This is a genomic window from Anoxybacillus suryakundensis (assembly GCF_001418025.1).
Lineage (GTDB): Bacteria > Bacillota > Bacilli > Bacillales > Anoxybacillaceae > Anoxybacillus > Anoxybacillus tengchongensis.
Window position 1 is genome coordinate 1 of sequence record NZ_LIOK01000003.1, and the last position, 20,887, is coordinate 20,887.

General features: G+C 40.1%; 25 protein-coding genes. 19 read left to right on the plus strand and 6 right to left on the minus strand.

The window, feature by feature from the left end:
* The first annotated feature begins 139 nt into the window (after positions 1-139).
* The 14 genes from queG to ASC42_RS02465 all read left to right on the plus strand — a co-directional run bounded on the left by queG (position 140) and on the right by ASC42_RS02465 (position 12,455).
* Positions 140-1,276 carry a tRNA epoxyqueuosine(34) reductase QueG gene (queG, locus tag ASC42_RS02400; protein ID WP_055440398.1) on the plus strand — a complete coding sequence of 379 codons (1,137 nt, stop codon included), beginning with the start codon at positions 140-142 and terminating at the stop codon, positions 1,274-1,276.
* A 58-nt stretch (positions 1,277-1,334) separates the two neighbouring features.
* Positions 1,335-2,192: an amidase domain-containing protein gene (locus tag ASC42_RS02405; RefSeq protein ID WP_055440399.1), complete on the plus strand. Its 858-nt coding sequence runs from the start codon at positions 1,335-1,337 to the stop codon at positions 2,190-2,192.
* A gap of 2 nt (positions 2,193-2,194) precedes the next feature.
* Complete coding sequence (trmL, locus tag ASC42_RS02410) at positions 2,195-2,677, plus strand: tRNA (uridine(34)/cytosine(34)/5-carboxymethylaminomethyluridine(34)-2'-O)-methyltransferase TrmL (protein WP_141653483.1); 483 nt, start codon at positions 2,195-2,197, stop codon at positions 2,675-2,677.
* 281 nt (positions 2,678-2,958) lie between these two features.
* Positions 2,959-4,854 carry a PrkA family serine protein kinase gene (locus tag ASC42_RS02415; RefSeq protein WP_055440401.1) on the plus strand — a complete coding sequence of 632 codons (1,896 nt, stop codon included), beginning with the start codon at positions 2,959-2,961 and terminating at the stop codon, positions 4,852-4,854.
* Positions 4,855-5,074: 220 nt separating this feature from the next.
* Positions 5,075-6,235, plus strand: coding sequence for a sporulation protein YhbH (gene yhbH / locus ASC42_RS02420; RefSeq protein ID WP_055440402.1), 1,161 nt, complete (start codon positions 5,075-5,077; stop codon positions 6,233-6,235).
* A 145-nt stretch (positions 6,236-6,380) separates the two neighbouring features.
* Positions 6,381-6,680: a rhodanese-like domain-containing protein gene (locus ASC42_RS02425; protein ID WP_055440403.1), complete on the plus strand. Its 300-nt coding sequence runs from the start codon at positions 6,381-6,383 to the stop codon at positions 6,678-6,680.
* 11 nt (positions 6,681-6,691) lie between these two features.
* On the plus strand, positions 6,692-7,273 hold the full coding sequence (locus tag ASC42_RS02430) for a sulfurtransferase TusA family protein (protein WP_055440404.1): 582 nt from the start codon (positions 6,692-6,694) through the stop codon (positions 7,271-7,273).
* Positions 7,270-7,665 carry a DsrE/DsrF/DrsH-like family protein gene (locus tag ASC42_RS02435; protein ID WP_032100926.1) on the plus strand — a complete coding sequence of 132 codons (396 nt, stop codon included), beginning with the start codon at positions 7,270-7,272 and terminating at the stop codon, positions 7,663-7,665. The genes ASC42_RS02430 and ASC42_RS02435 overlap by 4 nt, the downstream gene beginning before the upstream one ends.
* 11 nt (positions 7,666-7,676) lie before the next feature.
* Positions 7,677-7,904: a sulfurtransferase TusA family protein gene (locus ASC42_RS02440; RefSeq protein ID WP_055440405.1), complete on the plus strand. Its 228-nt coding sequence runs from the start codon at positions 7,677-7,679 to the stop codon at positions 7,902-7,904.
* Positions 7,905-7,952: 48 nt separating this feature from the next.
* A complete protein-coding gene (locus ASC42_RS02445; protein ID WP_032100924.1) occupies positions 7,953-8,729 on the plus strand; it encodes a sulfite exporter TauE/SafE family protein in 777 nt (258 codons plus the stop codon).
* An 82-nt stretch (positions 8,730-8,811) separates the two neighbouring features.
* Positions 8,812-9,045, plus strand: a complete 234-nt coding sequence (locus ASC42_RS02450; protein ID WP_055440406.1) for a glutaredoxin family protein — start codon at positions 8,812-8,814, stop codon at positions 9,043-9,045.
* A gap of 52 nt (positions 9,046-9,097) precedes the next feature.
* Positions 9,098-10,231 (plus strand): MBL fold metallo-hydrolase, encoded by a 1,134-nt coding sequence (locus ASC42_RS02455; RefSeq protein WP_055440407.1) that lies wholly within the window; start codon positions 9,098-9,100, stop codon positions 10,229-10,231.
* Between the two features lie 153 nt (positions 10,232-10,384).
* The gene (locus ASC42_RS02460) at positions 10,385-11,071 is read left to right on the plus strand and encodes a zinc metallopeptidase (protein ID WP_055440408.1); all 687 of its coding nucleotides are present in this window, start codon (positions 10,385-10,387) and stop codon (positions 11,069-11,071) included.
* 46 nt (positions 11,072-11,117) lie between these two features.
* Entirely contained in the window at positions 11,118-12,455 is a 1,338-nt protein-coding gene (locus ASC42_RS02465; protein ID WP_055440574.1) for a hemolysin family protein, read from the plus strand.
* Here ASC42_RS02465 and ASC42_RS02470 read toward each other — a convergent pair.
* Positions 12,450-13,361 (minus strand): RluA family pseudouridine synthase, encoded by a 912-nt coding sequence (locus ASC42_RS02470; RefSeq protein ID WP_055440409.1) that lies wholly within the window; start codon positions 13,359-13,361, stop codon positions 12,450-12,452. The genes ASC42_RS02465 and ASC42_RS02470 overlap by 6 nt on opposite strands.
* 95 nt (positions 13,362-13,456) lie before the next feature.
* Between ASC42_RS02470 and ASC42_RS02475 the strand changes: the two genes are divergently transcribed.
* Positions 13,457-13,858: a DUF5365 family protein gene (locus tag ASC42_RS02475; RefSeq protein WP_245191136.1), complete on the plus strand. Its 402-nt coding sequence runs from the start codon at positions 13,457-13,459 to the stop codon at positions 13,856-13,858.
* Between the two features lie 25 nt (positions 13,859-13,883).
* On the opposite strand, the gene ASC42_RS02480 is transcribed toward ASC42_RS02475, so the two are convergent.
* Positions 13,884-14,348, minus strand: coding sequence for a thioredoxin family protein (locus ASC42_RS02480; RefSeq protein ID WP_032100919.1), 465 nt, complete (start codon positions 14,346-14,348; stop codon positions 13,884-13,886).
* Positions 14,345-14,773, minus strand: a complete 429-nt coding sequence (locus tag ASC42_RS02485; protein WP_055440411.1) for a disulfide oxidoreductase — start codon at positions 14,771-14,773, stop codon at positions 14,345-14,347. Before ASC42_RS02485 ends, ASC42_RS02480 begins: the two co-directional genes overlap by 4 nt.
* A gap of 157 nt (positions 14,774-14,930) precedes the next feature.
* Here ASC42_RS02485 and ASC42_RS02490 point away from each other — a divergent pair, with 157 nt between their 5' ends.
* The 3 genes from ASC42_RS02490 (at position 14,931) to ASC42_RS02500 (ending at position 18,113) form a co-directional block, all read left to right on the plus strand.
* Positions 14,931-15,332: a CBS domain-containing protein gene (locus ASC42_RS02490; protein WP_080730305.1), complete on the plus strand. Its 402-nt coding sequence runs from the start codon at positions 14,931-14,933 to the stop codon at positions 15,330-15,332.
* Between the two features lie 261 nt (positions 15,333-15,593).
* Positions 15,594-17,333, plus strand: a complete 1,740-nt coding sequence (locus tag ASC42_RS02495; protein WP_055440412.1) for a phospho-sugar mutase — start codon at positions 15,594-15,596, stop codon at positions 17,331-17,333.
* 72 nt (positions 17,334-17,405) lie between these two features.
* Entirely contained in the window at positions 17,406-18,113 is a 708-nt protein-coding gene (locus ASC42_RS02500; RefSeq protein WP_055440413.1) for an SDR family oxidoreductase, read from the plus strand.
* Between the two features lie 28 nt (positions 18,114-18,141).
* Here ASC42_RS02500 and ASC42_RS02505 read toward each other — a convergent pair whose 3' ends face one another.
* Complete coding sequence (locus tag ASC42_RS02505; RefSeq protein ID WP_032100915.1) at positions 18,142-18,390, minus strand: YhdB family protein; 249 nt, start codon at positions 18,388-18,390, stop codon at positions 18,142-18,144.
* A 101-nt stretch (positions 18,391-18,491) separates the two neighbouring features.
* Here ASC42_RS02505 and ASC42_RS02510 point away from each other — a divergent pair, with 101 nt between their 5' ends.
* Entirely contained in the window at positions 18,492-18,950 is a 459-nt protein-coding gene (locus tag ASC42_RS02510; RefSeq protein WP_055440414.1) for a methylated-DNA--[protein]-cysteine S-methyltransferase, read from the plus strand.
* Between the two features lie 4 nt (positions 18,951-18,954).
* On the opposite strand, the gene hflC is transcribed toward ASC42_RS02510, so the two are convergent.
* Positions 18,955-19,887 (minus strand): protease modulator HflC, encoded by a 933-nt coding sequence (gene hflC / locus ASC42_RS02515; RefSeq protein ID WP_055440415.1) that lies wholly within the window; start codon positions 19,885-19,887, stop codon positions 18,955-18,957.
* Positions 19,884-20,849 carry an FtsH protease activity modulator HflK gene (gene hflK, locus ASC42_RS02520; protein WP_055440416.1) on the minus strand — a complete coding sequence of 322 codons (966 nt, stop codon included), beginning with the start codon at positions 20,847-20,849 and terminating at the stop codon, positions 19,884-19,886. Before hflK ends, hflC begins: the two co-directional genes overlap by 4 nt.
* Positions 20,850-20,887: the final 38 nt, after the last annotated feature.

Sequence of the window (20,887 nt, forward strand, 5' to 3'; positions counted from 1 at the left end):
TGGGCTTCTTCAGTATTGCCTTTTTTCGGGTCATCGGACAAATGAATTTCCAATTTCGATGATGTTTCACCTTGACATATTACCGCAGGACTTTTTCTTTACATTGTAACATAAACAACGAGGAAAGGAGGGATGAGGGATGGACGTTGTTGCATTGAAAGAAGAAATCATTCAGTATAGTAGAACAATTGGAATTGATAAAATTGGTTTTACAAGCGCAGATCCATTTTTTGAGTTAAAAGAACGACTGCGTCAGCAGCAACACCTTGGATATCAATCAGGGTTTGAAGAACCTGACATTGACAAGCGAACGAATCCATCTTTATTGCTGTCAGAAGCACGTTCCATTATTGCGATTGCCCTCGCGTATCCGTCGAAGCTAAAAAATGCGCCACGAAGCACGAAAACAGAGCGACGGGGCATTTTTTGTCGAGCATCTTGGGGACAAGATTATCACGTGATTTTACGCGATCGCTTGCAAAAATTAGAACAATTTATTTTAGCTCGCGTACCGAATGCGCGTGTGAAGTCGATGGTCGACACGGGGGAATTAGCTGATCGTGCAGTAGCAGAGCGCGCAGGCATCGGATGGAGCGGAAAAAACTGTTCCATTATTACACGTGAATTTGGTTCATACGTCTATTTAGGCGAAATGATTACGAATATTCCATTTCCTCCTGATACGCCAATCGAAGACGAATGCGGGACATGCACCCGCTGTATCGATGCTTGTCCGACAGGAGCGCTCGTACAAGGAGGACAGTTGAATGCGAAGCGATGCATCGCCTTTTTAACACAAACGAAAACGTTCATTCCTGATGAGTTTCGCGATAAAATAGGAAACCGATTGTATGGATGCGATACGTGTCAACTTGTTTGTCCAAAAAATAAAGGGAAAGATTTTCATTTTCATCCAGAGATGGAGCCGGATCCAGAAGTGGTGAAACCTTTATTAAAACCGCTTCTTCATATGACGAATCGTCAATTTAAAGAAACGTTTGGGCATTTATCGGGAGCATGGCGCGGGAAAAAACCGATTCAACGAAATGCCATTATTGCATTAGCCCATTATAAAGATGAAAGTGCCATCGATGATTTATTAATGTTACTTCGAGAAGATTCACGTCCAGTCATTCGCGGAACGGCAGCGTGGGCGCTCGGTAAAATTGGAAATCGTAAAGTGATGCCGATGTTACAACAAGCAAAAGAGAATGAACAAGATGAAGATGTCATTCAGGAAATTGACAAAGCGTTAGTGATGCTTGAGAACGTGTAGTTGTTTTTCTACTGTTTGTGACATAACGTAGTAAAAAACGAAAAAAGTGGTGAGCGGGATGAGAAAACGACTACACGATCTCCTCGATGAACGTATCCGGGGTTTTTTTATAAACGATGTGACGGATGAAGAAGTTGAACGAAAAAAGCAGTTGTTAGTTAAGCGAAATGCCCAACTTGTGAAATGTGAAGGAAAGGGAACAATCATTGAACGAAAACATATCGTTTCAAAAACGTTCGTGCGCTATATCGTTCATTTTCGTTTTTTTATTTGGCAACATGGCTGGATGTATGTTGAAGAGAAACAAGAGATGCGTGAAGCAATATTTGAGCAACGTGAACTTGTTAGCGATCGCTTGCTTTTGCCTACCATCGAAACGGAACAAGTTGAAAAAAAGCAAGAGCGAGATGATGGTGAACGTGTTCGTTATACGTATGATCGATTAGCCGCGGTACGATATGCTGAAATATGGTGGAACGATTATAATCCAGCGTTTCACAAATTCCCTGTCGATTGTACAAATTTCATTTCACAATGTTTACATGCAGGCGGAATCCCCATGATGGGTTATCCGAACAAAACAAAAGGATGGTGGATGAGAAAAAACGACTGGAGCTATACGTGGACGGTCGCAAATGCATTGCGTTGGTATTTAAGTGGGTCAAAAACAGGCATTCAAGCCATCGAAAAAAAATCACCGGAACAGTTGTCTCTTGGTGATGTCATTTGTTATGATTTTCAAGGGGACGGACGATTCGATCATACAACGATCGTCGTGGCGAAAGATAAACAAGGGATGCCGCTTGTCAATGCTCATACGTCCAATAGTCGTATGCGTTATTGGTCATATGAAGATTCAACGGCATATACATCAAATATCCAATATAAATTTTTCCATATTATTGATCGTGTATAGGAGTGAAGATTGTGGCTTTACATGTCGTTTTATATCAACCAGAAATTCCAGCGAATACAGGAAATATTGCGCGCACATGCGCAGCAACAGGAACATCGTTACATTTAATTCGACCGCTCGGATTTTCAACCGATGATAAAATGTTAAAGCGTGCTGGATTAGATTATTGGGAATATGTCGATGTGCACTATTACGATTCATTACAAGAGCTTTTTGACACATATAAGGAAGGTGAATTTTTCTTTATTACGAAGTTTGGGCAAACATACTACACATCGTTTGACTATAGCGATTCAACGAAAGATTACTTTTTCGTTTTCGGCCGTGAAACGAGCGGATTGCCAAAAGATTTAATCGAAAACAATATGGAACGTTGTTTGCGTATTCCGATGAACGAATACGTTCGTTCGCTCAATTTATCGAATACAGCCGCCATTCTCGTATATGAGGCGTTAAGACAACAAAACTTTCCAAACGTATTTTAAGCGACTTTCGAATGAAAGTCGCTTAATTTTTTACTTCTGGCTTATCGTTATATCCCGCTGTAAAAATGGCAGCTAAGAACGCGAAAATAACACCAAGTACGAGAAGCGTTTTCATATAAAATCTCCTCCTTTATGAAGTGACAAGAAAATGACCACGTTTTCATTATAGCTTAATTGTATAGCGATATGAAAGTCATACTTTTACGAATGATTACGGACATCCTTGCATACATATGGTATTAATCATGATGCTAGACATCAAAGGTGGAGGAGGTCCGTGTATGGACATTTTGAAAAAAATACAAAAATATAGAGAAGAAGAGCAAAAATTAAAGTGGGAAGGAACATTTGCGGAGTACTTAGAAATCGTAAAAGAAAAGCCGTGGGTGGCTCAGTCCGCTCATTCTCGCGTTTACAATATGATTAAAGATGCGGGCGTAGAAGAAGTGGATGGAAAGAAAAAATACAACTTTTTTAGCGGTCAGTTATTCGGGCTTGAAGAAGCGCTAGAGCGGCTTGTAGAAGAATATTTTCACCCAGCCGCCAAACGACTAGATGTTCGAAAGCGTATTTTGTTGTTAATGGGACCGGTAAGCGGGGGAAAATCAACGCTTGTGACAATGTTAAAACGAGGACTTGAAGCGTACTCGTATACCGATCGTGGTGCGGTATATGCAATTAAAGGATGTCCCATGCATGAAGATCCGCTTCATTTAATTCCACACCATTTGCGCGATGAGTTTTATAAAGAGTATGGCATTCGTATTGAAGGGAACTTATCCCCATTAAACATGATGCGACTTGAAAAAGAATACGGCGGGCGCATTGAAGATGTGATGGTCGAACGCATCTTTTTCTCCGAAGATAAGCGTGTCGGAATCGGAACGTTCAGCCCATCCGATCCGAAGTCGCAAGATATTGCTGATTTAACAGGCAGTATTGATTTTTCGACGATTGCTCAATATGGGTCTGAATCGGATCCGCGCGCATATCGTTTTGATGGAGAGCTAAACAAAGCGAATCGCGGTATTATGGAATTTCAAGAAATGTTAAAATGCGATGAAAAGTTTTTATGGCATTTGCTTTCTTTGACGCAAGAAGGAAACTTTAAGGCAGGACGTTTTGCGCTTATTAGCGCTGATGAGTTGATTGTTGCTCATACGAATGAGACAGAGTATCGTTCATTTATTGCTAATAAAAAGAATGAAGCACTTCATTCGCGAATTATCGTCATGCCGATACCGTATAACTTAAAAGTGTCAGAAGAAGAGCGCATTTATGAAAAAATGATTCGCGAAAGCGACGTAGCAGATGTCCATATTGCACCACATACGCTACGGGTAGCAGCGATGTTTACAATTTTAACGCGATTAAAAGAACCGAAGCGTGGCGATATTGACCTTGTGAAAAAAATGCGTCTGTATGACGGTGAGCTTGTTGAAGGGTTTAATGAAGTGGATGTCGAGGAGTTGAAAAAAGAATATCCAGACGAAGGAATGAGCGGCATTGATCCACGCTATGTTATTAACCGAATTTCGTCTTGTATTATTCGCAAGGAAGTGCCGTCTATTAATGCGTTAGATGTATTGAGAGCGTTGAAAGAAGGATTAGAGCATCACCCATCTATTTCAAAAGAAGATCGGGAACGTTATTTAAATTTCATCTCAGTTGCACGAAAAGAATACGATGAAATTGCAAAGCGCGAAGTACAAAAAGCGTTCGTTTACTCGTACGAAGAGTCAGCGAAAACGTTAATGGACAATTATTTAGATAACGTAGAGGCATATTGCAACAAAGCGAAAATTCGCGATCCACTAACAGGAGAAGAAATGAATCCAGATGAAAAACTCATGCGGTCGATTGAAGAACAAATTGGCATTTCCGAGAATGCGAAAAAAGCATTTCGTGAAGAAATTTTAATTCGTATTTCAGCATATGCCCGTAAAGGTCAACGTTTTGATTATAATTCGCACGAACGGTTGCGTGAAGCGATTCAGAAAAAATTGTTTGCAGACTTAAAAGATATCGTCAAAATTACGACGTCCACAAAAACCCCTGATGAACAACAACTGAAGAAAATTAATGAAGTGGTTGCTCGATTAATTGATGAATATGGTTATAACTCTACCTCAGCAAATGAATTGCTTCGTTATGTCGGAAGTTTGTTAAACCGATAAAGCATGCCGCACTTGGCATGCTTTGTTTTATCATCGTAGAAAACAGGCTTGTCCAGCAAAAAAGGTCAGAACAATTTTCGAAATCATTTGTCAATTTTTTTCGGACGTTGCATAGGATAAAGTAACCAACCATTCATTCATTATTGTTGCAAGCCAACATAGTGTATGCGAGGAAAAAGGAAAATGTGCATCATTATTTTACATTGTAGGAGGGGAAAAAATGAGTAGAAACTTCATTGTGTCAAAGGAAGATTGGTCCCTCCATCGAAAAGGCCAAGATGATCAAAAACGGCACGAGGAAAAGGTAAAAGAAGCAATTAAAAATAACCTCGGTGATTTAATTACAGAAGAAAGCATCATTATGTCCAACGGTCGCGACGTCATTAAAATACCGATTCGTTCGTTAGATGAATATAAAATTCGTTATAATTACGACAAAAATAAACATGTCGGCCAAGGCGATGGGGACAGTCAAGTTGGTGATGTCATTGCGCGCGACGGTTCTGGTGACGGTCAAAAAGGACCGGGAAAAGGGCAAGGAGCAGGTGACCTGGCGGGGCAAGACTATTATGAAGCAGAAGTATCCTTAATGGAGCTTGAAGAAGCTTTGTTTAGTCAATTAGAACTTCCTGATTTAAAGAAAAAGCAACACGCTGACCATGTTGTTCAGTATATTGAGTTTAACGATATTCGCCGAACGGGATTAATGGGGAACATCGATAAGAAAAAAACAATGATGGCTGCCTTTAAACGAAACGCATTAAGTGGCAATCCGAGTTTTTATCCAATTTATCCGGAAGATTTGAAATTTAAAACGTGGAATGAAGTGATTAAGCCCGATTCGAAAGCGGTTGTTATCGCAATGATGGACACGAGCGGATCAATGGGTGTATGGGAAAAATATATGGCTAGAAGCTTCTTCTTTTGGATGACCCGATTTTTACGGACGAAATACGAAACGGTCGATATTGTTTTTATTGCGCATCATACCGAAGCAAAAATTGTAACAGAAGAGGAGTTTTTTACAAAAGGGGAAAGCGGTGGAACGATATGTTCATCAGCGTATCGAAAGGCTCTTGAAGTGATCGAAACAAAATACTCACCGACAAAATATAATATTTATCCGTTCCATTTTTCCGATGGCGATAATTTAACGTCCGATAACGCTCGTTGTGTTAAGCTAGTTCAAGAATTAATGAAGGTATCGAATATGTTTGGATACGGAGAAGTGAATCAGTACAATCGTCACTCGACTCTCATGTCGGCATACAAACATATTAAGGATGAAAAATTTCGCTACTACATTTTGAAGCAAAAGTCAGATGTGTTACAGGCGATGAGAAACTTTTTCCGAAAAGAAGAACATAAAACATTTGTTTAATCCCTTGTGTCATACAAGGTTTTTTTTTGTGAAAAAACAGTTGACAAACGGGTGGGGGGTTTTGTAATATACTCATAGAGGTAATGGTAATAAATTATTTTTTTGTTGTTTAATATACCCTTACTAGTATAGAGAGGTGAGAAAGATGAAACAAATATTACCACAAGAAGTGGAGCAACAATTAAAAGAGGGTCGTGCACTAAGCATTATCGATGTGCGCGAATATGAGGAAGTAGCCCAAGGTAAAATTCCCGGTGCTCGTCACATCCCGCTTGGCCAACTGCTTGAGCGGATGAATGAAATTGATAAAAACGAAGAACATATTCTTGTTTGCCGTTCAGGAAATCGAAGCGGTATGGCTTGTCAGTTGTTAGAAAGTTACGGATACCGCGTTGTAAATATGACAGGCGGTATGCTTGAATGGACAGGCGAAATTGAACGATAGGGGGGAATGGAATGACGATTCACGTCGATCTCGTGGTTGATGCAAAGGGGCTCACGTGTCCGATGCCGATTGTTCGCACGAAAAAGGCGATGGAACAGCTACAGCCTGGCCAAGTGCTTGAAGTGCAAGCGACGGATAAAGGTTCACTTGCTGATATTCAAGGGTGGGCAAAAAATACAGGGCATCAATATATCGGCACGATTGAAGAAGGTGATGTACTCAAGCATTATCTTCGTAAAGCAAATCCTACAGAAGTAAAGGAAGAAGCAAAATATCCTCACGTTGTTTCTTTAGAGGAGCTGCAAAAGAAAGTAGAAAACAACGAACAAGTATTTATTTTAGATGTGCGTGAGGAAGCCGAGTATGTATTTGGTCATATTCCAGGAGCATATCATATCCCGCTCGGACAATTAGCAGAGCGATTAAATGAATTAAATAAAGATGAAACAATTTATGTCATTTGCCGAACAGGTAATCGCAGCGATTTAGCTGCGCAACAACTTACTGAAAAAGGATTTACACGTGTATTTAACGTCATTCCAGGTATGACACAATGGAAAGGAACAATGACTAAAGGAGGAAATGAACAATGAAAAAACGTGTAGCTATTATTGCAGCAAATGGTGGTTTATTTGACGCATATAAGGTGTTTAACATTGCAACAGCAGCAGCAGCAACAGAAGCAGAGGTAGCTATTTTCTTTACATTCGAAGGATTAAATTTAATTCATAAAGAAGCATATCAACAATTGCCACTTCCAGAAGGAAAAGAGCAAATTCAACAAGGATTTGCCCAAGCAAACGTTCCATCTATTCCAGAGCTTGTAGGCATGGCGCAAGAAATGGGTGTGAAGTTTATTGCTTGCCAAATGACGATGGATGTGATGGGATTAACAAAAGAACATTTTGTCGATGGTATTGATGTTGGTGGAGCAGTGACATTCCTTGATTTTGCGAAAGATGCTGACATCACGTTAACATTTTAAGGAGGAAGAACATGAAAGCCGATCTTCTCGTTGATGCAAAGGGACTTGCGTGTCCACTGCCGATCGTTCGTACGAAAAAAGGAATGGACACATTACAATCTGGTCAAGTGTTGGAAATTCATGTTACAGATAAAGGAGCTAAAAACGACTTATCTGCATGGGCAAAATCAGCTGGTCATGAAATGATCGATATGGTCGAAGAAGGAGACGTACTAAAATTTTGGATTCGCAAAGCGTAACAAGCATCGGGCATATGTCCCGATGCTTCATATAAGGAGTGAATGAGCATGGACATCGGTTTTATTATTACCATTTTTTTAATTGGATTTATCGGTTCGTTTATTTCAGGAATGGTTGGAATTGGCGGATCGATTATTAAATATCCGATGTTGCTTTACATCCCACCATTGCTTGGTTACGCTGCATTTAGCGCCCATGAAGTATCAGGAATTAGCGCCATTCAAGTATTGTTTGCGACGATTGGAGGCGTTTGGGCGTACCGTAAAGGTGGGTATTTAAATAAAACGTTAATTATTTATATGGGTACCAGTATTTTAATTGGTAGTTTCATTGGTGGTTATGGTTCGAAATTAATGAGCGAAGGCGGCATTAATATCGTTTATGCGGTGTTAGCAACGCTTGCTGCGATGATGATGTTCGTTCCGAAAAAAGGAATTGATAATATTCCACTTGATCAAGTCACATTCAATAAATGGCTTGCAGCAGCGTTAGCATTCATTGTCGGAGTGAGCGCTGGCATTGTTGGTGCTGCAGGGGCGTTTATTCTTGTACCAATTATGCTTGTTGTATTAAAAATCCCAACACGTATGACGATCGCTACATCATTAGCGATTACATTTATTTCATCCATTGGGGCAACCGTTGGAAAAATTACAACAGGTCAATTTGATTTTTGGACCGCATTTATTATGGTTGTTGCAAGCTTAATTGCTTCTCCTATTGGGGCGAATGTTGGTAAAAAGGTAAATACAAAAGTATTACAGTTTATATTAGCTGCACTGATTGTCGCAACAGCGATAAAAATTTGGTTGGATATTTTGTAAAAACTGTTGAAAAGTTCATCCTTTATGTTATAATACTTATAGGGGTATATAAAATACCGAAACATAAAGGAGGAATGATCCAATGAAACAAGTAACTGTATATACGACAACAACATGTCCGTATTGTACGTTATTGAAAAACTTTTTAGCTGAGCGTGGCATCCCATTTAAAGAAGTAAATTTACATCAACATCCTGAGGCTGTTGATTATGTTATTCGCTCAACAGGACAAATGGGCGTGCCGCAAACAGAAATTAATGGGCGTTGGGTTATTGGATTTGATCCGCAACGAATTATGCAATTGTTACAACAATAATTTTTTTATCTATAAATATACCCTATAAGGTATAAGGAGAGGTGGATAATAAATGGCAGTATATGCGTTAACAGCACAACAAATCAATGAGATGATTGTCAATAAAGAACCGTTTTTCTTATTTGATGTTCGTAACGAATCTGATTTTGCTGATTGGAAAATTGAAGGAGAACACATTGAATATTTAAACATTCCTTACTTTGAATTAATTGATGGCGTTGAATCTGTGTTAGAGCGTTTGCCAAAAGACAAAAAAATTGTTGTTGTTTGTGCTAAAGAAGGTTCTTCTATGATGGTTGCTGACATGCTTGCTGAAAAAGGATTAGAAGTGTTTTATTTAAAAGGCGGCATGAAAGCGTGGAGCGAGTATTTATACCCTGTTGTTGTATATCAAGATAACGATATAAAAGTGTATCAATTTATTCGCGTCGGTAAAGGTTGTCTTTCTTACATGGTCGTATCAGGAAAAGAAGCGTTAATCGTCGATCCATCTCGATTTATTGATGTGTATAAAGAAGTTGCTCAAAAAGAAAACGTAGCGATTACACATATCGTTGATTCACATTTACATGCTGACCATATTTCTGGCGGATATGAATTAGCAAAACAAACAGGTGCGACATATTACTTAATGAAGAGTGAAGGTGCCGTATTTGAGTTTGAACCGCTAGAAAACCATGATCGCATCGAATTTGAAAAAGTAAGTTTAGAAGTATTAGCGATTAAAACACCAGGTCATACACCAGGTAGTGTATCATTTTTCGTAAACAACAAATTGTTGTTCTCTGGCGATACGATTTTTGTCAGCGGTCTCGGTCGACCAGACCTTGGTGGAAAAGCGCGTGAATGGGCAAAAGATTTATACGACACAGTGTATAACAAAGTTGCACAAATTGCGGACGATGTTATCGTGCTTCCTGCACACTATGCAAACTTCGATCAAGAAGTGAACGAGCAAGGATATATTGGAAATACGTTAGGAAACATTCGTCAAATGAATGAAATTATGCAGGGAAAAACAGAAGAAGAGTTTGTTGAACATGTGGCGCAATCTGCATCTTCTGAAACACCGCCAAACTTTGAAGACATTATCGCTATTAACCGCGGTGTAAAAGATGCTACACCAGAACAACAACAAGAACTTGAAATCGGTCCAAACCGTTGTGCGGTTCACCATACACATTAAAAAAGGAATTTTATTCAACCTCGCAAATCGCGAGGTTTTTTCGATTTTGTGAAACTTTTTGGACACAATAGTCGTATATAATGTATGTGAGCGTGTTCTCTTTTATTTTCAGTCATTTTCCATTAAAATATAAAGTAACGGAGGGATGGTTTCATGTTTTTTCATCCAATGGATTTTCTTATTTTGATCGCCTTCGGAGTATCGATTTGGGCGCAATTTAAAGTGAAAGGGAATTTTAGTAAATGGTCAGATGTTCCCGCTTCATCTGGTTTGACAGGCGCAGAAGTGGCGCGGCTCATTTTAGATCGCAACGGGCTATACGATGTGCCAGTTGAGCTTGTTCCGGGTACATTGACAGATCATTACGATCCGATTGCACGTGCGGTTCGTTTATCGGAGCCTGTGTACTATGGTCGTTCCATTGCTGCGGTATCGGTGGCGGCTCATGAAGTCGGTCACGCGGTGCAACATCAACAAGCATATGGTGCGCTCGTTTTACGACATCGTATGTTTCCGCTTGTGAATTTTACATCTGGTATTGCACCGTTCCTTCTTCTTGGCGGGTTTTTGATGCAACAATTTTCGTTAATTGGTTTAGGGATTATTTTATTCTCGTTTGCCGTTGCATTCCAAGTTATTACATTGCCGGTTGAGTTTAATGCTAGTTCGCGCGCCAAAGATTTTATGATCGCAGAAGGCATCATTCGCAATGAGGAAGAACGTGGAGTAAATAAAGTGTTAAATGCCGCGGCATTAACATATGTTGCTGCAGCACTTATTTCGGTGTTAGAATTGATTAAGTATGTGCTTATTTTCGTACAAGGAAACAATGAAGATTAATAAATAGGAGGTGGCATCCGCACGCATTCATGCGTGCGGACGTTCGTTGGACATATTTAGTTTATGGATGATTGTTTTTCTTATTGCGTTAACTGGTTTTTTTGTTGCTTCAGAATTTGCGATTGTAAAAGTGCGCTCCTCGCGCATTGATCAATTAATCGAGGAAGGGAACAAAAAAGCAGTAGCAGCAAAACATGTCATCACTCATTTAGATGAGTATTTATCTGCAAATCAGCTTGGTATTACAATGACATCGCTCGGGCTTGGTTGGCTCGGGGAACCGACAGTGGAACGAGCGCTTCGTCCGCTTTTTGAGCAGTTTCATGTATCTCCATCATTTTCTCATGGGGCTTCATTTATTGTGGCATTTGCAACAATTACGTTTGTTCATGTTGTTATTGGTGAATTGGCGCCGAAGACGATTGCGATTCAAAAAGCGGAAGCGATTACGCTATGGACAGCGCGTCCGCTCATGTTATTTTATCGAGTCATGTATCCATTTATCTGGTTATTAAACGGATCTGCCCGCTTAGTTGTTCGTTTATTTGGGTTCCAGTTATCTAGTGAGCAAGAATTGGCTCATTCTGAAGAAGAATTGCGCCTCCTTTTATCAGCCAGTTATAAAAATGGAGAAATTAATCATACAGAATATAAATACGTGAATAACATTTTTCGTTTTGACGATCGTGTGGCAAAAGAAATTATGGTTCCGCGCAAAGAAATTATTGCGTTAGATGTCAACGATTCCATGGACTACGTGTTACAAACCATTCGCGAAGAAAAGTATACACGTTATCCTGTCATTGATGGTGATAAAGACCATATTCTCGGATTAGTAAATGTAAAAGAGTTATTTACTGATCTTGTTGTGAACTGCCAAGAGCGAAAACAGTTGCGTGACTATATTCGTCCAATTATTCAAGTGATTGAAACGATCCCTATTCAAGATTTGCTTGTAAAAATGCAAAAAGAACGCATTCATATGGCCATTTTAGTTGATGAATATGGCGGAACGTCTGGTTTAGTGACAGTCGAAGATATTTTAGAAGAAATTGTTGGAGAAATTCGAGATGAATTCGACATAGATGAAGCTCCACTCATCCAAATGATCGATGACAACCGTGCAATCGTTGATGGAAAAGTACTTATTAGTGAAATTAACGATTTATTCGGTTTAGAAATTGACGATACAGACGTTGATACGATTGGTGGATGGATGTTGACGGAGCGTTATAACATTCGTCCAGGAGAGCAAATTGAGTTTGGTGATTACGTCTTTACAGTCGTGCAATTGGACGGTCACCATGTCAAAAAAATTGAAGTGACACGTCATCCATCGCCAGTAGATGTAGTCGCGGATATAAATGAAGAGGCTGCGTTATAATAACGCGCCTCTTTTTATATGACCGAAAATTGTTTTATCAGGTAATGCCGAGCATGTGATGAACTCTTTTGTAAATGGATGAGGAAAAGATAAGGAGATCGCATGTAACGCTTGCCGATTCATCCACGGTTTTCCTCCATATAATGTATCGCCAACTAACGGATGACCGATATAGCTCATATGAACACGAATTTGATGCGTTCGTCCTGTATCGAGGGTGAGGCGAACGAGCGACACATGTTTTTGTTTGTCATATTCGAGCCGTTCATAGTGCGTGATAGCTGTATCTCCTGTTTTCGATACACGTCGTTTTGTTGGATGGTGTCGATCGCGCCCGATTGGTGCTTCGACCGTTCCTTTTTTCTGTTTTACATATCCATGAACAAGTGCAATATACGTGCGATGAATGGTTCGTTCGGCTAAATATTTATCAAGAATAGCCCCAGCAAGTGCGTGTTTAGCGAATAAAATGACACCGCTTGTATCGCGATCGAGTCGATGCACATGACGAACTTTACTGTGTATTCCTTCACATTGAAAATGGAATGCGACGGCGTTTGCTAATGTATTCGTCTGATTTGGTTGTGTTGGATGAACATCCATATGTGCAGGCTTGTTAATGACAAGTACATGATCATCTTCAAATACAACATGAAGCGGTATGTATGTCGGAACCGGTTCGATCTGTTCTTCTTTTATACGAACACGAATGCGATCGTTCGGTGAAATGATCGTATGGAAAGGAACGATGTCGTCATTGATTGATACACCTTTTGTCATTCGCCATTCATGTAACATTTTTTTAGGAACGAACCATTTCGTTTGGAATGCTTGTTCTAGTGACAAGCCTTCCCATGCTGCTGGCGCTTCAAATATGAGCCAACTTCCTTTTTTTTGTACATTCATTCGTCTCACTCTTTCTATACAATAAATTACCAACACCAAAACAGGAGTTGGTGTGTTACAATTTCGTTATAGATTAGGAAAAGAAATGGAAAAAGGTGAGGCAATTGAAGAGCGTCTATGTTGCTACAGAAGAGCAAAAGCAATATATTCATTCGCTTATTGAACAGTTTTATACATGTATTTTTCCAAAATATTTTACGGATGATGAAATTGACACATTTCAATCGCTCGGCATATTACAGTTTGAATCTTCCACATATGATGGAACGTTAAAAGAGGCATTTACGATTATTTCTGCATTACAATCGTTACAAGCCATCATTGAGTTTACTTCGTTTCATCGTCATTCAGCTGATTATGAACAGCTGTTTCAGCACAATATTGAACAGCTAGAACAGCATGGGATTAGTTTTCCACTCACTCTTGAACATTTTTTGCATCAAAAAGATGAATATATAAGCATGTATATAAAGCCTGTTCACGCTTGGGTGATGTGAAAAAGCCTTCAAAACGAAGGCTTTTTTATTTGATCTGTTCAAACCACTTACGGAATACGTCTTCTTCATAATATCCTTCAATGCGTGCGACTTCTTTGCCATTTTTAAAGTGAACAATTGTCGGTGTTGCCTCGATATGATACTCGTCCCAGCCTTCTTCAAATTCCAAAAGGTTAAATTGCTTTAGATCAATTCCCATCTCTTTTGATAACGGAGCGACAATTGGTGTTGTCTTTTTACAAAATTCGCATGTTGAACTGTAAAAGTAAACAGTGATCGTTTCTTTATTGTTTAATGCTTCTTTTAATTCATTTGGTAAAATAACGTTTTGATAGTTCGGATCATCAAGAAGATCGATCGTAGCTGGGTGCAATTCTTCTTTTCCAAATGGATTGCCTTCAGCTTTTTGTTTTTGTGTATATGACGTAATCCAAGCGAGTGCACTAAATAAAGCGATAATAATACCTCCGAAAATAAGCAACTTTTTCATATGTATTTCCCTTCTTTCTCCATTCGAATGACTCGATAACTAATAATGCTGATGAAAACAAAGGCAATTAGTGCTAAAAGGGGAATGGTAATAAACCCAAGCCAGTTAAGATAGTCCCCTGTACATGGCACAATGCTACATGATGGAGCGGTATCGCGAAAAAACGTTACTTTTTGAATTAAATAATGATATGAAGAAATGGTGCCGCCAATGATCGATAACATAAGCGTATAACGTGCGATCATAAACTCTTTTCGTACAAAAGCCATGGCAAGCAAAAACACTTGTGGGTACATAAAAATGCGTTGGTACCAACAAAGTTCACATGGGATAAATTTCATTACCTCAGAAAAATACAGGCTGCCAAGTGTAGCAATTAACGCAACAATCCAAGCGGTCAATAAATGATTTTCCTTCCGAGCCATGATTCCACCTTCTTATTTTTTACTCTTTGTTCATTATAGTACATAGAAAGAAATGATGTAAATTGCGACTACATTTTACTTACATAATGAACAATTGAACGTACACAATAAGAAGCGAAAGGGGAGGATCATATTGAATCATACAGTTGAATCAATTATGACGCGCCAAGTGGCGACAGTCAAACCAGATCAATCTGTTCAAGAGGCAGCACAACTAATGAACGAACATAACGTCGGTGCGATTCCTGTTGTTGAAAACGGAAAAGTCAAAGGGATGATCACTGACCGCGACATTGCTCTTCGTACGACTGCGCAAGGGTTAGCCCCTTCAACGCCTGTTTCACAAGTCATGACAAGTAATGTAGTGACAGGTACACCAAACATGAGCGTTAATGAAGCAGCGAAAGTGATGGCGAAAAACCAAATTCGTCGCTTGCCGATCGTACAAAATAATGCCCTTTGTGGCATTGTTGCACTTGGGGATATTGCTACAAACCAAGCGTACGATGAAGCGGCAGAACAAGCGCTATCCGAGATTTCCGAACCTTCATATCATTAAAACAAAAAAGGAGCTTCTTTTAAAGGAGCTCCTTTTTATAATTAATTAAAGTATAAAATTTCGGATTTAGGGAGCTGTCTAGCTCCAAGCGCCATCGGCTCGAGTCGCTCCGCCCCACACTGCGGCGGCGACAGCCTCCTCGGTGGGGCTTGTGCGCTCTTCGCCGATAGGCGGGCGCTTTGCGCTTTTCGTATTAAAAAAGGAATTTGTATAAAAAGACGAGAATAAGTTACAATGAGCAACGGATATGGAGGGATAAACATGACTTGGAAAATGGTGTACGAACGCTGGAAACAGGCACAATTAGATGAAGAATTGCGCATGCACTTGCAACAATTCGAACAAGATGAAAAATTGTTAGAAGATTGTTTTTATAAAACGTTAGAGTTCGGTACAGGAGGTATGCGCGGGGAAATCGGACCGGGAACGAACCGTATGAACATATATACGGTGCGAAAAGCATCGGCAGGGTTAGCGAGGTACATCGAATCATTTGGCGAGGAAGCGAAGAAACGCGGGGTTGTAATCGCCTATGATTCGCGCCATAAATCGCAACAGTTTGCGATGGAAGCTGCAAAAACGCTTGCGACCCACGGCATTCAGACGTACGTATTTGATGAGCTCCGCCCGACCCCAGAGCTTTCATTTTCTGTAAGACATTTACATGCTTTTTCGGGCATTGTCATCACGGCTAGCCACAACCCACCAGAGTATAACGGCTATAAAGTATACGGAGAAGATGGGGCACAGTTGCCGCCACATATTGCTGATGTCGTTATCGAACATGTCAATGCGATTGAAAATGAATGGGAACTTGCAGTTGAACAAGAAGACGTATTAAAAGAAAAAGGATTGATTCAAATCATTGGTGCAGAGATTGATGATGCATACATACAAAAGTTAAAAACGATCTCCCTTCGCCCAGAACTTTCCAATGAAGTCGATGTAAAAGTTGTCTTTACACCGCTTCATGGCACAGCAAATAAGCTTGTGCAACGCGGATTAAAAGAATTTGGCTATGAAAACGTATTTGTTGTGAAAGAACAAGAACAACCGGATCCGAATTTTTCAACCGTACAATCGCCAAATCCAGAAGAACATGCAGCGTTTGAGTTAGCCATTCAACTTGGAAAACAAGTCGACGCTGACGTATTAATTGCAACAGATCCCGATGCGGATCGTTTAGGTATTGCGGTGAAAAACGAACAAGGGGAATACGTCGTTTTAACAGGTAATCAAACAGGTGGCTTGTTGCTTCATTACATTCTTTCACAAAAGAAAGAAAAAGGGATATTGCCATCAAATGGGATTGTGTTTAAAACGATCGTTACATCTGAATTTGGGCGTGCGATTGCCAAGTCATTTGGGATCGAGACGATGGATACATTGACAGGGTTTAAATTTATCGGTGAAAAAATTAAACAATACGAGCAAACAGGGGAGTATATATTCCAGTTTGGTTACGAAGAAAGTTACGGTTATTTAATTGGTGACTTTGCTCGCGATAAAGATGCGATTCAAGCAGCATTACTTGCTGTTGAAATGTGCGCGTTTTACAAAAAGCAAGGTTTATCTTTATACGAGGCACTTATGCAATTGTTTGAACAATACGGATATTATCAAGAAGGGTTGCGTTCACTCACGTTAAAAGGAAAAGAAGGAACCGAGCGAATCAACGCACTACTGGCGACATTTCGTAATGAGCCGCCAACTGTTGTCGCTAATCAGCGCGTTGTGATTCGTGAAGACTATAAGGTAAGCGAGCGCGTATATGCGAATACAGGTAAAAAAGAAGCGATCCATTTGCCGAAGTCGAACGTATTAAAATATGTACTAGAAGATGGATCATGGTTTTGTGCGCGTCCATCTGGCACAGAGCCAAAAATGAAATTTTATTTTGGTGTCAAAGGGCGAACGCTCGCTGAAGCGAAGAAACAATTAGAGCAATTAGAAACAGCGGTCATGGAGCGAGTATATACGTTAACAGCTGATAAGGTGTAATGCCTTATCAGTTGTTTTTTGAATGGGGAACGAGTAACATAGAAGCGAAAACGTAGAAAGGGTGATGTTAATTTGTTACAAGGACAAGTGGCTATTGTGACAGGTGCATCTCGTGGAATCGGTTTAGCGATTGCACATAAGTTGGCGGAGCAAGGAATGAAGCTCGTATTAATTGGCAGCTCCTCGGATATTCACAGAGTTGGCGAACAATTAAAAGATGTAAAAACGTTTCAAGCCGACGTATCAAATGAGCAACAAATGAATGAAGTGATCGAAGCGACCATCGCTACATTTGGCCGCATTGATTTACTTGTGAATAATGCGGGTATCGGTGTATTTAAGCCTGTAGAGGAAACGACAGTCGAAGAATGGAAGCGACTATTCGAAGTAAATGTACAAGGGGTATTTATCGGGACAAAAGCAGTGCTTCCACACATGAAAAAGCAACGTTCGGGAACAATTATTACGATTTCATCTGACGTCGGTCGGTATACGATTGCGAACGGTTCCGCATATACAGCAACGAAATATGCCGTCCAAGGATTTTCAGGAAGCGTCGCGCAAGAAGTACGTCCATACGGCATTCGCGTCGGTACAATTAATCCGGGAATGGTTGATACATACTTTGCCAATTCTACGCAAGGATTGCCTGAAAAAGCGGAATGGCTAAAGGCAGAAGATGTCGCTAAAGCGGTCATCTATATGGCGAGTGCGCCAAAACATATGTTAGTGGATGAAATTGTATTACATCCGCTCATTCAAACGTATCCCGTCATATAAAAAGCGAAAGGAGATGATTCCTTTCGCTCTAATTATATTCCATCGTCAGCGTCGGTTCTTGTTCATATACGTCTAACGCGTGATCGATGTAACGTAACAATGCGTTCAATCGCTTTTGGACGACAGTATAATCTTTTTCGAAGTTGTATGCATGAAGAAACTGTTCAATTTTTTTTGAAAGTAAATCGTCTTTTGTGCGTACCATAAGAATGAGTAAATGATCCCATTCCGAACGGTACGTATAGTAAAGAGCTTTGTCGTAGTCGGCTGTATGCAATACAAACCCTCCTTATCGTGAGGAGCTATATGTAGTGTATGAAAAAACGGTCGGTTTTTTTCGCTGTAAATGTTGTGCGATTTGGCAGAGGAGAGTTGGCTATGGAGAAACACTTGGTGTATTATGAATCGCCAATCGGTTGGTTACAAATCATTGGAACGAATGACGGAATTGAGCGGATTGATGTCGTTGAACAAGGTGGAGATCAGAACGAAAAAGTGGCGGAGCCCCTCATGCAATCGCTAGAAGAAATTGAACAATATTTCCAAAAGAAACGGACATCGTTTTCGATACCCTTAAAGCTCGTTGGTACCCCGTTTCAAATGCGTGTATGGGAAGCGTTACAAACGATTCCTTATGGACAAACGGTGTCATATGCTCATATTGCCAAACAAATTGGGCAACCGAAAGCGGTACGAGCCGTTGGCAATGCTGTTGGTAACAATCCGATCACGATCGTCATTCCTTGTCATCGTGTTGTTCGCACGGGTGGAGAACTTGGTGGATACGCGTGGGGAATAGAGCGAAAAAAATGGTTACTTGAGCACGAAACGCGCTGAAAGCTCAGCGCGTTTGCCCCAATAGCCATTTCGCGTAAGGTGAATTGGCTGGTAAAATGACGACCGTATCTTCGCCGATCGTTGTTTTATACGATTCAAGCGTACGGTAAAACGAATAAAATTCAGGATCCTTTGCAAATGTTTCGTTATAAATGCGCGCTGCTTCTTGTTCACCTGCTGCGCGAATACGTTCAGCATCTGCTTGCGCTTTGGCGAGCATTTCTTTTACTTCGCGATCTGTTTGCGCAATAATGCGCTGTTTTTGAGCATCTCCCATTGATAAATATTCTTGCGCTTTCGATTCACGTTCGGAAATCATGCGTTTATAAACGGATTGTTCATTTTCTTCTGGCAAGTCAATGCGTTTCATGCGTACATCGACAACGCGAATACCGTAACGGTCTTGCTGTAACAGTTCGTTTACTTTTGCGGTTACCTCATCGTTTAAGCTGCCACGTGATGACTTTTCATCATTAATAATTTCATCGTAATTTAACCGTCCAAGCTCGGTGCGGACAATGGAGAAAATAAATTCATCCATTTTTGATTCTGCATTTTCCAATGTCCGAGCGTTTTGAATCATCTCTTTCGGATTTGTAATTTCCCAAATGGCGTAATGGTTGACGAGAATTCGCTTTTTATCTTTTGTATTAATTTCCGCTTCCGCGACGTCATAAAAGATTTGGGCTTTCGGCAATGATGTGACGCTTTGAATAAAAGGAATTTTAAAGCGTAATCCGGGCGTTTGATCGATGCGAACAATTTCGCCAAATTGACGTACGACTTTATATTCATTTTCATGAACGATGTATATATTTGTTAAAATAACGATAAGTAAAATAAGTCCAATGCCGCCACTAATGATAAACCGAAACCATTTCTTCGGAAGTTTATCTTTCAAGGTGATGATGTTTTGATCGTCTTGGAAGTTTGTCATTCATTACCACTCCCTTGTTCTTTCTTTTTCTCCGTCGTTTGTTTTTCGATCGGTTGAATTGGTAAATATTTTAGCGTATTGCCATCGTCGTTCATAATGTAAATGCGCGTGTACGGTAGGACTTGTTCAAGCGTTTCAATCATTAGTCGCTGTTTTGTAATGTCTTTCGCGTTTTTATATTCTTCGTATAAGGCGTTAAATTTGGCGACATCTCCATACGCCTTTTCAATGCGTGCTACTTTATCAGCTTCGGCTTGGGAAATGAGGGCGTCTTTTTCCCCTTCGGCTTCTTTCGTCCGTTTGTTGCGATATTTATTCGCTTCGTTAATTTTTGTATTCATCGTCTCACGTGCATCAGTAACGTTTGTAAATGCTTTGCGCACTTCGTCATTTGGCAAGTCAACGTCTTGTAACTTTACAGCTAAAATCGAAATACCAATATCATACTTTTTCATTAATGCGGTCAGTGACTCGCGCACATCTGCTTCAATTTTCGCTTTGCCCGACGTTAATGCATCATCAATTTTTGAGCTACCGATGACGCTGCGTAAAGAAGCAGATGTCGCATTATATAAAATTTGTTCCGGTTCGTATGAGCGGTAAAGATATTTGGCAGGATCGGTAATTTTCCATTGTACGACCATATCAGCGAGGACAATATTTTCATCCCCGGTAATCATTTTCGTATCCCCTTTGTTTGAGGCGACGACTTTTCCGTTTTCCTCTTTGTAGCCGAATTGTAAACTAAACGTTTCGCGCGATAACGTTTCTACTGTTTGAATCGGCCAAGGAAGCTTGAAATGTAGCCCGGGTGTCGTTACCTCCTCATCAATTTTACCAAATGTTAAAATAATCGCTTGTTCTGACTCATCAACGGTGTACCATGACGTTAATGCAGCGACAAGAAGAAAAAGACCTGCCACTGTGCCGATGATGATTCCTGTAACTGAACGTTTCTCCATATAAACCCACCTTTCTTGTTATTTATATGTATGTACGG

Bases quoted from the DNA above. Each gene is read 5' to 3' on its own strand.
- ASC42_RS02425 (WP_055440403.1), top strand. From the start codon at position 6,381: ATGAAACAAATATTACCACAAGAAGTGGAGCAACAATTAAAAGAGGGT.
- yhbH (WP_055440402.1), top strand. From the start codon at position 5,075: ATGAGTAGAAACTTCATTGTGTCAAAGGAAGATTGGTCCCTCCATCGA.
- ASC42_RS02480 (WP_032100919.1), bottom strand. From the start codon at position 14,348: ATGAAAAAGTTGCTTATTTTCGGAGGTATTATTATCGCTTTATTTAGT.
- ASC42_RS02435 (WP_032100926.1), top strand. From the start codon at position 7,270: ATGAAAAAACGTGTAGCTATTATTGCAGCAAATGGTGGTTTATTTGAC.
- ASC42_RS02405 (WP_055440399.1), top strand. From the start codon at position 1,335: ATGAGAAAACGACTACACGATCTCCTCGATGAACGTATCCGGGGTTTT.
- ASC42_RS02430 (WP_055440404.1), top strand. From the start codon at position 6,692: ATGACGATTCACGTCGATCTCGTGGTTGATGCAAAGGGGCTCACGTGT.
- queG (WP_055440398.1), top strand. From the start codon at position 140: ATGGACGTTGTTGCATTGAAAGAAGAAATCATTCAGTATAGTAGAACA.
- ASC42_RS02460 (WP_055440408.1), top strand. From the start codon at position 10,385: ATGTTTTTTCATCCAATGGATTTTCTTATTTTGATCGCCTTCGGAGTA.
- ASC42_RS02455 (WP_055440407.1), top strand. From the start codon at position 9,098: ATGGCAGTATATGCGTTAACAGCACAACAAATCAATGAGATGATTGTC.
- ASC42_RS02490 (WP_080730305.1), top strand. From the start codon at position 14,931: ATGACGCGCCAAGTGGCGACAGTCAAACCAGATCAATCTGTTCAAGAG.
- ASC42_RS02450 (WP_055440406.1), top strand. From the start codon at position 8,812: ATGAAACAAGTAACTGTATATACGACAACAACATGTCCGTATTGTACG.
- ASC42_RS02440 (WP_055440405.1), top strand. From the start codon at position 7,677: ATGAAAGCCGATCTTCTCGTTGATGCAAAGGGACTTGCGTGTCCACTG.
- ASC42_RS02445 (WP_032100924.1), top strand. From the start codon at position 7,953: ATGGACATCGGTTTTATTATTACCATTTTTTTAATTGGATTTATCGGT.
- ASC42_RS02510 (WP_055440414.1), top strand. From the start codon at position 18,492: ATGGAGAAACACTTGGTGTATTATGAATCGCCAATCGGTTGGTTACAA.
- hflC (WP_055440415.1), bottom strand. From the start codon at position 19,887: ATGACAAACTTCCAAGACGATCAAAACATCATCACCTTGAAAGATAAA.
- ASC42_RS02485 (WP_055440411.1), bottom strand. From the start codon at position 14,773: ATGGCTCGGAAGGAAAATCATTTATTGACCGCTTGGATTGTTGCGTTA.
- ASC42_RS02470 (WP_055440409.1), bottom strand. From the start codon at position 13,361: ATGAATGTACAAAAAAAAGGAAGTTGGCTCATATTTGAAGCGCCAGCA.
- ASC42_RS02415 (WP_055440401.1), top strand. From the start codon at position 2,959: ATGGACATTTTGAAAAAAATACAAAAATATAGAGAAGAAGAGCAAAAA.
- ASC42_RS02495 (WP_055440412.1), top strand. From the start codon at position 15,594: ATGACTTGGAAAATGGTGTACGAACGCTGGAAACAGGCACAATTAGAT.
- hflK (WP_055440416.1), bottom strand. From the start codon at position 20,849: ATGGAGAAACGTTCAGTTACAGGAATCATCATCGGCACAGTGGCAGGT.